12 protein-coding genes are annotated in these 12,200 nt (G+C 37.5%); 5 read left to right on the top strand and 7 right to left on the bottom strand.

Features of this window, described 5'->3' with window-relative positions:
• The first annotated feature begins 31 nt into the window (after window positions 1-31).
• From lpxD to lpxB, 5 genes are read left to right on the top strand one after another with little or no spacing between them, the layout of a single operon-like run.
• On the top strand, window positions 32-1,078 hold the full coding sequence (gene lpxD, locus MCS_RS01195; protein ID WP_004854599.1) for a UDP-3-O-(3-hydroxymyristoyl)glucosamine N-acyltransferase: 1,047 nt from the start codon (window positions 32-34) through the stop codon (window positions 1,076-1,078).
• A gap of 1 nt (window position 1,079) precedes the next feature.
• Complete coding sequence (gene fabZ / locus MCS_RS01190; protein ID WP_004854598.1) at window positions 1,080-1,547, top strand: 3-hydroxyacyl-ACP dehydratase FabZ; 468 nt, start codon at window positions 1,080-1,082, stop codon at window positions 1,545-1,547.
• A 21-nt stretch (window positions 1,548-1,568) separates the two neighbouring features.
• On the top strand, window positions 1,569-2,393 hold the full coding sequence (lpxA, locus tag MCS_RS01185; protein ID WP_004854597.1) for an acyl-ACP--UDP-N-acetylglucosamine O-acyltransferase: 825 nt from the start codon (window positions 1,569-1,571) through the stop codon (window positions 2,391-2,393).
• Between the two features lie 2 nt (window positions 2,394-2,395).
• A complete protein-coding gene (locus MCS_RS01180; protein ID WP_004854596.1) occupies window positions 2,396-3,268 on the top strand; it encodes an LpxI family protein in 873 nt (290 codons plus the stop codon).
• Entirely contained in the window at window positions 3,261-4,448 is a 1,188-nt protein-coding gene (lpxB, locus tag MCS_RS01175; RefSeq protein WP_004854595.1) for a lipid-A-disaccharide synthase, read from the top strand. The genes MCS_RS01180 and lpxB overlap by 8 nt, the downstream gene beginning before the upstream one ends.
• Window positions 4,449-4,462: 14 nt before the next feature.
• Here lpxB and MCS_RS01170 read toward each other — a convergent pair whose 3' ends face one another.
• From MCS_RS01170 to gltX, 7 genes are all read right to left on the bottom strand, one after another.
• On the bottom strand, window positions 4,463-5,236 hold the full coding sequence (locus tag MCS_RS01170; RefSeq protein ID WP_004854594.1) for an amino acid ABC transporter ATP-binding protein: 774 nt from the start codon (window positions 5,234-5,236) through the stop codon (window positions 4,463-4,465).
• A 79-nt stretch (window positions 5,237-5,315) separates the two neighbouring features.
• Window positions 5,316-6,023 carry an ABC transporter permease gene (locus MCS_RS01165; RefSeq protein WP_004854592.1) on the bottom strand — a complete coding sequence of 236 codons (708 nt, stop codon included), beginning with the start codon at window positions 6,021-6,023 and terminating at the stop codon, window positions 5,316-5,318.
• The gene (locus MCS_RS01160) at window positions 6,020-6,742 is read right to left on the bottom strand and encodes an ABC transporter permease (protein WP_004854590.1); all 723 of its coding nucleotides are present in this window, start codon (window positions 6,740-6,742) and stop codon (window positions 6,020-6,022) included. Before MCS_RS01160 ends, MCS_RS01165 begins: the two co-directional genes overlap by 4 nt.
• Window positions 6,743-6,823: 81 nt before the next feature.
• Entirely contained in the window at window positions 6,824-7,576 is a 753-nt protein-coding gene (locus tag MCS_RS01155; protein ID WP_004854589.1) for a transporter substrate-binding domain-containing protein, read from the bottom strand.
• Between the two features lie 471 nt (window positions 7,577-8,047).
• Window positions 8,048-8,800 carry a transporter substrate-binding domain-containing protein gene (locus MCS_RS01150; protein ID WP_004854588.1) on the bottom strand — a complete coding sequence of 251 codons (753 nt, stop codon included), beginning with the start codon at window positions 8,798-8,800 and terminating at the stop codon, window positions 8,048-8,050.
• A gap of 323 nt (window positions 8,801-9,123) precedes the next feature.
• On the bottom strand, window positions 9,124-10,419 hold the full coding sequence (gene gltA, locus MCS_RS01145) for a citrate synthase (RefSeq protein WP_004854586.1): 1,296 nt from the start codon (window positions 10,417-10,419) through the stop codon (window positions 9,124-9,126).
• A 269-nt stretch (window positions 10,420-10,688) separates the two neighbouring features.
• Window positions 10,689-12,119, bottom strand: coding sequence for a glutamate--tRNA ligase (gene gltX / locus MCS_RS01140; RefSeq protein ID WP_004854585.1), 1,431 nt, complete (start codon window positions 12,117-12,119; stop codon window positions 10,689-10,691).
• Window positions 12,120-12,200: the final 81 nt, after the last annotated feature.

Here is a 12,200-nt window from a genome sequence, read left to right as displayed (position 1 = left end):
AGAATAGGTTGGGCTGAGAGAAAGTATTTTAATGGCGGATACGTTTTTCTTTACGCCGTCTCGGCGGTTGACAGTTGCAAATGTTGCAGAGTTAACAGGTGCGAAACTTCTTAATCCAGAGTTTTCTAACACAGTTATAAATACTCTCTCTTCACTTGAGAGCGCTGGGGAGGGGGCTCTTGTTTTTGTGGAACATCGAAAGTTTTCTGATGCTTTATTAGAAAGTTCTGCAGTTGCCGTTTTTTGTACGAATGAAATTGTTTTTAAAGTTCCTCAATCAATGGCTATTTTGGTAACTTCCACACCCCAGCGTGATTTTGCTCAGATTGCTCGTATCTTATTTCCTGATTCTGTCAAGCCAATACCGTGGCTTGGAAAGAGGGAGATTTCGCCACATGCACATATTCATCCAAGTGCTAAGTTTGCATCTGATGTATGTATTGAAGCGGGGGCTGTTATTGGTAGAAATGTTGAGATTGGTTCTGGAACTCTTATTTCATCCACTGCTGTTATTGGTGAAAATTGTCGTATTGGGCATGAATGCTATATTGCACCCAAGGTCACGGTCCAGTATTCTTTAATAGGTAATAGGGTTCAGCTGTATCCTGGTGCTTGTATTGGGCAAGATGGTTTTGGTTATGTTGGTAGTGTTTCTGGAATTGAAAAAATTCCACAGCTTGGTCGTGTTATTATCGAGGATGGTGTGGAAATTGGTGCGAATACAACAATTGATCGAGGAACATTTGAAGATACCATTATTGGCGAAGGAAGCAAAATTGATAATTTAGTTCAGATTGCTCACAATGTTAAAATTGGTCGTTGTTGCCTCATTGCTGCTCAGTGTGGAATTGCTGGTAGCACGATTATAGGTGATATGTCTCAGCTTGGCGGAAGTGTTGGGGTTGCTGATCATATTATAATAGGAAAATGTGTTCAGATTGCTGCTGGTAGTGGTGTTATGAATGATATACCGGATGGTGAAAAATGGGGGGGAGTTCCAGCCCAACCATTTAAACAGTGGTTTCGTGAAGTAGCGGCGTTGCGTAATATTGGCAAGGTCAAAAAGGAAAGAGGCTAATATGATCAGCACTGAAGAAACGAAAAGCTTGGAAGCTATAGATATTGAAAAGTTACTGTCAATATTACCGCATAGGTATCCATTTTTATTAATTGATCGTATAGTTGGGATTGACGGTGAGCAAGAAGCTGTTGGTATTAAAAATGTAACAATTAATGAGCCACATTTTACCGGACATTTTCCTGCAAAGCCAGTTATGCCTGGGGTTTTAATTTTGGAGGCTATGGCACAGACAGCAGGAGCAATTGCGCTTTTAAATTTAGGAGATAAGCAAACAAATTTAGTTTATCTTATGACTGTTGATAATGCAAAATTTCGTAAACCTGTTATGCCTGGTGATCAGCTGAGGATTCGTGTTCAGCTTTTAAAAAAGAGATCTGGGATGAGGCGTTTTTTGTGTGTTGCAGAAGTAGAAAATATCCGCGTCGCTGAAGCAGAAATTGCCGCTATGATTGTTGAAGCAGAGTAATGATATAATAGGAATTTAAGAATGTCTGGTACGAAAATCCATCCAACTGCTTTTGTAGAGAGAGGGGCGCAGCTTGGTGAAAACGTACTCGTTGGGCCGTTTTGTCATATTGGTCCAGAGGCTATTATTGGTGATGCATGTAGTTTGATAAGTCATGTTGTGATCATGGGAAAAACAACATTAGGAGCTGATAGTAAAGTATTTTCGCATGCAGTTTTAGGTGCAGATCCACAAAATAATAAACATAAGGATGGTCGTACAACACTCTCTATTGGTGAAAAATGTATAATTCGTGAAGGTGTTACGATGCATCGAGGCTCTGATTCAAGTGAAGGAATGACAATTGTTGGAAGTAATTGCCAATTTTTCTGTTATGCACATGTTGCCCACGATTGCCATGTAGGAAATCATGTAACATTCGCGAATAATGCAATGATTGCAGGACATGTTACTGTTGGTGATTATGTTATTATTGGTGGAGGTGCTGCTGTTCATCAATTTGTTCGCATTGGGCATCATGCATTCGTTGGTGGTGTGTCTGCGTTGGTTGGAGATCTGATACCCTATGGAACAGCAGTTGGTGTGCAAGCAAAACTTGCTGGATTAAATATTATTGGTATGAAACGTGCAGGTCTTAAACGTAAAGATATTCATGCACTACGTCATTCGGTTGCTATGCTTTTTGATCGCAGCAAACCATTTAAAGAGCGTGTAGATGATATTTCTGCTTTTTATTCCACTTCTCAGTCTGTTGTTGATGTGGTGAATTTTATTAAGCAAGAAGGAAAGCGTTTTTATTGTACACCAAAATTTGAGGACAAAAGAATGAAAGAAAATGAGGATTAGAAATGTCTGTCCTTGGTGCCAGAAATTTTCTTTCCGGCCGTACTGCTGTCATAGCAGGAAATGGTGTTTTACCTATCACTGTTGCTCAAGAATTGGAAAGGCATGGACAAAGTCCTTTTCTTGTACTTTTGCGTGATGAAGCAGATACTGCGCTTTATCGCTACGAGCATTGTGAACTATCAATTGTAGAGTTAGCACAACTCGTTAAAACTTTAAAAGCAGCTAAAATTAGCAACATCGTTTTGGCAGGTGGTGTGAAAAAGCGTCCACTGCTTACGCAATTACGACCCGATTGGACGACTTTTTTAGCCTTACCTAAAATAATTAGAGCTTTGACGGAAGGCGATGATGCACTATTGAAAGCTTTTATAGGAATTATTGAAGCGCATGGTTTTCGTGTTATTGGTGTCCATGAAATTGTACCAGAACTTTTAGCTCCAATAAAATTTGATTTAACATTGCGGCGTGCAACGCGAAAAGAGAAAAAAGATATTTTGCATGCGGTTGAAGCAGCAAAACTTTTAGGTCAGTTAGATATTGGTCAAGCCGTTGTAGCTGTCGATGGAAGAGTGGTTGCGGTGGAGGGTGCAGAGGGAACGGATAACATGCTGTGGCGGGTTTGTGAAATGCGAGAAAGAGGGCAAATTCAACCTAGCGGTGGCGTTCTTGTTAAATGTGCGAAACCACAACAAGATCACCGTGTTGATTTGCCTTCAATTGGACCCGTAACAATCATGAATATTGCAAAGAGTGGGTTATCTGGTGTTGCTGTGGAAGCAAATAGAAGTTTAATATTATCAGCAAAAGCAACAATAGAAAAAGCAAATAAACATTCATTGTTTATAGAAACATTTGAAAAGTTTGATCATGAGTGATTGTTTTTTTAAAATTGCTGTTGTTGCAGGTGAGGAATCTGGTGATTTTCTTGGAGCAGATTTAATTTCTTGTTTATCGCAACAAACAGGATGCAATATTCATTTGATTGGTGTTGGTGGAAGACATTTACAGACATTAGGTTTGAAAAGTTTTTTTGATTCTCATGATATTGCATTAATAGGTTTGGGTGCAGTATTAAAAAGACTGCCATTATTGTTGAGGCACATTCATAATTTGTCGAAATTTATTGCACGGGAACAACCTGATTGCTTAATTATTATTGATAGCCCTGATTTTACCCATCGTGTTGCAAAAAAGGTGCGTATTTTGGCGCCTTCCATTCCCATTATTAAATATATTGCACCAACTGTTTGGGCATGGAGACCGGAACGCGCTAGAGCTATGCGCGAATTTGTTGACCATGTTTTAGCGGTTTTCCCTTTTGAAGAAAAGATTATGAGGGATTTGGAAGGTCCCCCAACGACTTATGTTGGACATCGTCTTCTGACACATCCCTCACTTTTAGCTGTTCAATCGGAAAAAAAGTGCTTATATGGTCAACAATTATCATCACCTACACTGGTTGTTTTGCCAGGTTCACGTACTCTAGAAATTCGCAATTTAATGCCTGTTTTGGGAGAAGCTGTAGAAATTCTTGTACGCCGTATTCCTAATTTACGTATTATTTTACCAACATTGCCATATTTGGTAGATGAGGTTCGTTGTTTTTTACGGGATTGGAAAAGCAATGTAGAGATTGTTGTTGGTGAAGATGCAAAATGGCATGCCTTTGCGGTTGCAGACATTGCTCTTGCAGCACTTGGAACAGTTTCACTTGAGTTGGCATTGGCAAAAATTCCCATGGTCCTTTGCTATAAACTTGATTGGTTTTCTAAATTTTTTTTTCTTCCAAAAATAAAGTTATGGAGTGCTGCTCTTCCAAATATTATTTCTGATAAGCCTGTTGTACCAGAATATTTTAATGAATTCCTACGTCCTGGTATGTTGGCGAGGCAAATAGAGCAACTTTTGCATAATCCCCTATTGCGACAAGCACAATATAATGCTTTTGAAATGATGGAACAGAAAATGAAGACGAAAATACCATCTGGGGTTGTTGCAGCTCAAACAATTATTAATCTTCTTAAAGAAAAATCAAAATATAGATTGCTCAAATAAAGTAACGTTTTTGACTAATGCTTAATTCTCGCAAGAAAATCACGAGCGCGTTGGCTTTTTGGATTGGTAAAAAAATTCTTAGATTCTGTATCTTCAATGATTTTTCCGTTTTCTAGAAAGAGTATTCTTTTTGAAACTTCGCGTGCAAAACCCATTTCATGGGTAACGCAGAGCATTGTTATGCCTGTATTTGCCAGCTGAACCATTACCTCCAAAACTTCTCCGACACTTTCTGGATCAAGAGCTGATGTTGGTTCATCAAAAAGCATTACTTCAGGTTCCATACAAAGTGCGCGCGCAATAGCTACACGTTGTTGTTGTCCACCAGAGAGTTGTAAAGGATATTTTTCACAGTGTTTTTCAATTCCAACGTCTGTAAGATAACGTATTGCGCGTTCTTTTGCTTGTTGTTTAGAAAGCCCTTGTACTGTCATAGGCGCTAAAATACAATTTTGCATAACAGTCATATGAGGAAATAAATTAAAGTTTTGAAAAACCATTCCTATTTTACGGAGAACATTTTTTTGCTGATATATAGGCGCAGCATGAATGTCGACATTATGGATACAGATTGAGCCTTTTTGTGCTTTCTCTAATTGATTGATACAGCGGATCAAAGTTGATTTTCCTGATCCAGAAGGCCCACAGATAACGATGCGCTCACCAGTTTTAACATTTAAATTAATATCATAGAGGACTTGAAAATCTCCATACCATTTATTTAAATTTTGAATAGAAATTACGGGGGTTTCAACGGTATGAACAAGCGTATTATTTTCCAAATTCATCTTTTTATATTCTCTCATTGATGAATAAATTGATTAATTGAATATTTTGATTTGGTAAAGGCTTTGTAATCATTTTTATTTACTGTAAATATCGGGTGAGGCGACGTTCAATAAGAACAATAAAACGTTGAATAAACATAACGATAAGAAGGTAAATAAGGGCAGCCCAAACGTAAACTTGGAAATCAAATGTACGTGAATACGTGAGTTTGGCAACGCCCATTAAATCATAAACAGTGACGAGTGAAGCAACGGCACTGGACTTGATCATTAGAATAAACTCATTACCTAAGGGACGTAATGCGATGACCATTGCTTGTGGAAGGATAATTCTAAAAAATGTCACCGGTCTGCTCAGACCCAAAGCTTTTGATGCTTCACGCTGGCCAGTTTTTACAGAGAGAAAACTTCCTTTAAAGATTTCAGATTGATAGGCTGCGGAGTTGAGAGAAAAAATAAAAATACAACAGTACCATGCATTTTGAAAAAACCACCATAAACCAATTTGTTGCCAAAAATTATTCATTGAACCAAGGCCATAATAAAAAAGGAAGAGTTGGGCTAACAGAGGAGATCCACGAAAGAAATAAACATAAGCACGTGCGCAATATTGCAAAATTTTATTATCCGATAAACACGCAAACGTAACGAGCATACCAAGAAAAAAACCAATAGAGCACGCAATAAAAACAAGCTCAACAGTAACAATAAAGCCATCAATAAATTTTAGTCCATAACGTTCCAAAAGCACTGGATTAAAAAGGAAATAGAGCCATTCTAGAATCATGAGTCTAACACCTTTCTATATCCTGCTTGGGTATATGTTTCTAGATAACGTAGGATTGTGGAAAAAAACGCTGAAAATAATAAATAGAGTAAACATGCCACAAGATAAAACAACATAGGTTTGTCTGTCGCTGCAACTGCTAAATTCGTTTGGCGCATAAGATCAACAAGTGAAATAGTTGAAACAAGAGAGGTGTCTTTAAGCACAGTGAGCCAATTATTAGAAAGTCCTGGTAAAGCATTTCGAATGAGTTGAGGAAAGACAATCCGAAAAAATGTAGTTAAGCGTGAAAGTCCTAAAGTTTTAGCTGCTTCATATTGTCCTTTCTCAAAAATATTGAATGCTCCAAGCCAAACTTCACAAGAAAAGGCAGCAAGAACCATACTAAGCGCAAGAACACCAGCGACAAAAGCGTTGATACTGAATGTTATTTCAAGATTAAGATAATCAAGAACAATTTGCATAATATTTTGTAAGCCATAGTAAACTAAGAACAAGGTTAAAAGTTCTGGAAGCCCACGGAACACTGATGAAAAGAGGAGAGCTATAATTTTAGCTGTTTTAATATTGGATCGAATCATTATCGCACCCAGAAGCCCTAGAGGAAGTCCTAAGAGACCGCAACACAAAGCTAATGATAGTGTCATTCCTGCACTAGAAAGTATAACCATACCCCATCCACCATTGCTAAACGATAGCAATGCTAAATTTTCAATCATTTTTGTGCTCTCCTCACAAAGAGTTCAATAGAAGTTTTTTAGAAATAAATAATTTATTCAACTTTAGTTTCATATTGATATTTAATAAATATCGAATGTGAAATATTTTTTCATTATTTTATCATATGTTCCATCCAGACGGATTTCTTTTATCGCTGCATTCAGCTTATTTTTAAGATCACTGTTATTTTTACGTAGTGCAATTGCGATAGGAAACTCCGTTCCTTCCAAAGTTCCTAAGAGTTTGCAGCAATCTCTTCCTTCATTTTCGAGCCAATTTAGTGCTTGTAGTTTGTCAAAAATAATTAAGTCAAGCCTGTGGCTTAAAAGGTCGCGACTGACTTCTATTGCTGTAGGATAGAGCTTAATATTTACCCCTTCAGAAGCATAATGATCTTCTGCGTATGCAGCTTGCGTAGTATTGGATTGCACACCCAGATTTTTACCCTTAAAGGCTTGAGCTGAGATTTCTTTAATTTCTGAATCTTTGGCAATGATGATTGCGAGTGCTGTATTATAGTAGGCATCTGTGAAGTCTATTTTCTTTAAGCGTTCTTCTGTAAGAGCGAGGGAAGCAATGATAACGTCATATTTTTTAGCAAGAAGACCAGGAATCATTCCTTCGAAGTCTTGAGTGGTAATACTACACTCAACATTTATTTTTTTACAAAGTGCATAAGATATATCAATATCAAACCCTTGGAGTTTGTTATTTGAATTAATGTAACTAAATGGAGGGTAGGAGCCTTCGCTTGCAATTCTCAGCGTTTTCGCATCGGCCAATTGGGCAAATAGTGTTATGCTTGTTATGAGAGATACTGCTAATAATTTCATTATGTTCTCCTGTTGCATAAGCGGGAAAATATGAGATCATCATATGTTTTTATAACCTGTAGGCTTTTCTGGGAGCAATGCAAAAATTTATTGGTGTTCATATTATTATCATGATGATAGAGATCATTATTAAAAGAATTGTTTATTATTTTATGATTCGTCCATGATAAACATAGAGAAAAAATAAATATCCTATTGATTATATTATAAATTACTTTTCATGTGATATTCGTCTTTATCATTCTATTCACAAAAACGGAGAGTTTTTCCTTGAAAAAAGATGCTCCAGTTTAGCTATAAAAGAAGTCTAGATTTTGGTGAGATAAAACATTATTGTCATCATAACTCTTGTAAAATACTCAATATCAAAGAATATACAAAATCAATTACTCTTGTGCTCTCCTCACAAAGAGTTAAATAGAAGTTTTTTAGAAACAAATAATTTTTTCAATTTTAGTTTCATATTGATGTTTAATAAATATTGAATGTGAAATATTTCTTCATTATTTTATCGTAAGTTCCATCCAGACGGATTTCTTTTATCGCTGCATTCAGCTTATTTTTAAGATCATTGTTATTTTTACGTAGTGCAATTGCGATAGGAAAATTCATTTCCTCCAGAGTTCCAAGGAGTTTGCAGCAATCTTTTCCTTCACTTTCGAGCCAGTTTAATGCTTGTATTTTATCACTGATCATGAGATCAAGCCTGTGACTTAAAAGATCGCGATTAACTTCTATTGCTGTAGGATAGAGCTTAATATTTACCCCTTCGGGGGCATAATGATCTTCTGCATATGCTGCTTGTGTGGTATTAGATTGTACCCCTAGATTTTTATCCTTAAAGGCTTGTGCTGAGATTTCTTTAATTTCTGAATCTTTGGTTACAAGTACAGCAAGTGCTGTATTATAATAAGGATCTGTGAAGTCAATTTTCTGTAAGCGTTCTTGTGTAGGAGCGAGGGATGAGACAACAGCATCATATTTTTTAGCAAGAAGACCAGGTATCATTCCTTCGAAGGCTTGAGTGACAATAGTACACTCGACATTCATTTTTTTACAGAGTGCATAAGATATATCGATATCAAACCCTTGGAGTTCATTATTTGAATCGATGTAACTAAAAGGGGGATAGGAAGCATCACTTGCAATTTTTAGCGTTTGAGCATGAGTTGATTGGATGAATAGTGTTGCACTTGTTATGAGAGCTACAGCTAATAATTTCATTATGTTCTCCTATTGGATAAGCGGGAAAATATTAGACCACCATATGTTTTTATAATCTGTAAGCTCTTCTGGGGCAATGCAAAAATTATTTCTATTTATTTTGCTATTATTACGATGAAAGTTAAAATCAAAAGAATATTTTTGATTTTATGTTTACGTTGAGCAGCACCTATCAGAAAACTTTTTTCGTGCTGGTTATGGTAGAGTTATGCCCGTAGAAGAGTTTTGAAATTAAAGTTTGTAACAATATTTTACTGGGCATTTAACCATTTCTCCTAAAGCTCCAGTAGATGTGAAGCTTCAGGGAATGGATTATTTATTTTTTATCTTACACGTTTATCCATAGGAACATATTCACGCATAGCATAGCCTGTATAGAGTTGACGCGGTCTACCAATTTTTTGTGCGGGATCTTCAATCATTTCTTTCCACTGTGCAACCCAGCCAACACTACGTGCTAATGCAAAAAGAACCGTAAACATTTCTGTTGGGAAGCCTAGAGCTTTTAATGTAATGCCAGAATAAAAATCAACATTTGGATAAAGTTTTTTCTCAATGAAGTATTCATCGTTTAAAGCAATGTGTTCAAGTTCTATAGCGATATCAAGAAGTGGATCATCTTGGCGGTTCAATTCTTTTAAAACTTCATGGCAAGTTTTTTGCATAATTTTTGCACGTGGATCATAATTTTTATAGACTCTATGACCAAATCCCATAAGGCGGAAGGGATCATTTTTATCTTTTGCACGAGCAATAAATTCAGGAATTTTTTTCACAGAACCTATTTCTTTGAGCATTTTCAAACATGCTTCATTGGCCCCGCCATGCGCTGGTCCCCAAAGACATGCAACACCTGCTGCGATACATGCAAATGGATTAGCCCCTGATGATCCTGCAAGGCGTACAGTGGAGGTAGAAGCATTTTGTTCATGATCGGCATGAAGGATAAAAATTCTATCCATAGCTCGAGTGAGCACTGGATTAACTTGGTATTCTTCACAAGGGACAGCAAAGCACATACGAAGGAAATTTGCGGCATAGCTAAGACTATTATGGGGATACACAAATGCTTGTCCAATGCTATATTTGTAAGCCATAGCGGCAAGAGTTGGAACCTTTGAAATGAGGCGAATAGAAGCAATCATTCTCTGTTGAGGATCTGTAATATCAATAGAATCGTGATAGAATGCGGACATAGCCCCAAGACACGCAACCATAACGGCCATAGGATGAGAGTCACGGCGAAAGCCTTGGAAAAACCGTGAAAATTGTTCGTGTACCATCGTGTGTTGCATAATACGGCGGTCAAAATCGTTTTTTTCTTGTTGTGTTGGAAGTTCTCCGTACAGTAAAAGATAGCAGCTTTCTAAAAAATCCCCTTTTTCAGCTAGTTGTTCGATAGGATAACCGCGATAAAGCAATATTCCTTTATCGCCATCAATATAAGTGATTTTTGATTCACAGGAAGCGGTTGAGGTAAAACCAGGATCATAAGTAAAGCTGTTAGTCTCTTTGTAGAGAGAAGCAATTTCAATGACACTAGGACCAAGCACTCCTTTACGTACAGGTAGTTCTATTTTTTTATTATTAACAGTAATATGTGCTTTGTTCTCAAACATTAGATATTCCTTTCAGATCCTTCGCTCATAAATTAAGATGCAGCTATCATCAGATGAGGTATGATACATTGAAAATTTTCTTAGCTATGTTGAAAAGGTAGATTTACCCTAAAAGTTGGTGCATGCAATCTAAAAATATTTTTATTTGCAATTTTAGCAAATATGTATGTCTCGTTGACTTAAGAGAAAAAAGAGAGATTTTAGCCTGTGTTGAAGTTTCTGCGTTGGGATTCGCATTTGATCTTCAGTTCAATGTACCTATAAATACATCATAAGCCTGTGGTTTTGACAAGTTGGTCATTAATGCGATTGAGTGTTTCATCTCGTCCCAATAAAATCAAAACATCAAAAACTCCCAGCGATGTTGTACGTCCTGTGAGAGCTGCACGAAGTGGTTGGGCAACAGCTCCAAATTTGAGGTCCTGTGTTTTTGCAAAAGATTGAAGTGCTTCATCCAGCCTTTTTGTATCCCAATTGGAGCATGCTTTTAGGGCAGAATAAATATCGTTTAACATAGACAGAGCATTTTTATCTAAGAGTTTTTGTGCCTCTTCGTTAAGGAGCAACGGTCGTTGTGCAAAAAGGAAAGAAGCATTATCAATGAGCTCACATAGCGTTTTTGAACGTTCTTTCAAATTTGGCATAGCGGCTAAAAATTGAGCACGACGTTGTTCATCCAGTCTTTCAATTATTTCTGTACCACCTTTAATATCTGGTAAAATGTTAAGAGCGGCATCAAAAAGATCTTGATTGTTACTGTTGCGGATGTAGTGCCCGTTGATGGCATCTAGTTTTTTGAGATCAAATCGCGCTGCACCTTTATTAATATCATCAATATCAAACCAAGAAATCATATCTTCGATTGACATGAGTTCATCATTACCATGACTCCAACCTAGACGGACGAGGTAATTGCGCAACGCAGTAGGGAGGTATCCCATTGTTCGATAAGTATCGACACCTAGTGCACCATGCCGCTTTGATAATTTTGCACCATTTTCACCATGGATAAGTGGAATATGTGCCATAACAGGAATATCCCATCCCATGGCATTAAAGATGATTGTTTGTCGGGCTGCATTTGTAAGATGATCATCACCACGAATGATATGTGTAACGCCCATATCATGATCATCAACGACAACGGCATGCATGTAGGTGGGCGAGCCATCGGAACGCAAAATAATAAAATCATCAAGGTCTTTATTCGGAAAACAAATATCACCTTGAACACGATCATGTACAATTGTTTCTCCATCTTGTGGTGTTTTGATACGAATAACAGGCTTGATACCTTTAGGAGTTTCAGAAATATCACAGTCGCGCCAACGTCCATCATAACGGGGTGGACGGCCTTCTGCACGCGCATTTTCCCGCATTTCAGCTAATTCTTCAGGTGATGCATAACAATAATAAGCTTTGCCGTCCTTTACCAATTGTTCGGCAATTTGACGATGACGTTTTGCTCGTTCGAATTGTGAAACAGGATCTCCGTCATAGCTAATCCCCATCCAGTGTAAGCCATCTATAATGGCTTTTACAGCTGCTTCTGTTGAGCGTTCTCGATCTGTATCTTCAATCCGTAGCAGCATTTTTCCACCGGTATGTTTTGCATAAAGCCAATTAAAGAGGGCAGTACGAACCCCCCCAATATGAAGGAATCCTGTGGGTGAGGGAGCGAAACGAGTAATAACAGACACGGATATTTTCCTTTAAATGAAGGTGTTGCTTATGGAACTTTATGGAAAGGTTATGTTAGCATAGGTCATGGGGTGTGCAAT

The organism is Bartonella doshiae NCTC 12862 = ATCC 700133 (assembly GCF_000278155.1).
Lineage (GTDB): Bacteria > Pseudomonadota > Alphaproteobacteria > Rhizobiales > Rhizobiaceae > Bartonella > Bartonella doshiae.
The sequence above is the reverse complement of the archived record's forward strand: the minus strand, read 5'-3'. Positions and strand labels throughout refer to the sequence as shown.

Bases quoted from the DNA above. Each gene is read 5' to 3' on its own strand.
- gltA (WP_004854586.1), bottom strand. From the start codon at position 10,419: ATGTTTGAGAACAAAGCACATATTACTGTTAATAATAAAAAAATAGAA.
- fabZ (WP_004854598.1), top strand. From the start codon at position 1,080: ATGATCAGCACTGAAGAAACGAAAAGCTTGGAAGCTATAGATATTGAA.
- MCS_RS01150 (WP_004854588.1), bottom strand. From the start codon at position 8,800: ATGAAATTATTAGCTGTAGCTCTCATAACAAGTGCAACACTATTCATC.
- MCS_RS01165 (WP_004854592.1), bottom strand. From the start codon at position 6,023: ATGATTCTAGAATGGCTCTATTTCCTTTTTAATCCAGTGCTTTTGGAA.
- MCS_RS01180 (WP_004854596.1), top strand. From the start codon at position 2,396: ATGTCTGTCCTTGGTGCCAGAAATTTTCTTTCCGGCCGTACTGCTGTC.
- MCS_RS01170 (WP_004854594.1), bottom strand. From the start codon at position 5,236: ATGAATTTGGAAAATAATACGCTTGTTCATACCGTTGAAACCCCCGTA.
- lpxA (WP_004854597.1), top strand. From the start codon at position 1,569: ATGTCTGGTACGAAAATCCATCCAACTGCTTTTGTAGAGAGAGGGGCG.
- MCS_RS01155 (WP_004854589.1), bottom strand. From the start codon at position 7,576: ATGAAATTATTAGCAGTATCTCTCATAACAAGCATAACACTATTTGCC.
- MCS_RS01160 (WP_004854590.1), bottom strand. From the start codon at position 6,742: ATGATTGAAAATTTAGCATTGCTATCGTTTAGCAATGGTGGATGGGGT.
- lpxD (WP_004854599.1), top strand. From the start codon at position 32: ATGGCGGATACGTTTTTCTTTACGCCGTCTCGGCGGTTGACAGTTGCA.
- lpxB (WP_004854595.1), top strand. From the start codon at position 3,261: ATGAGTGATTGTTTTTTTAAAATTGCTGTTGTTGCAGGTGAGGAATCT.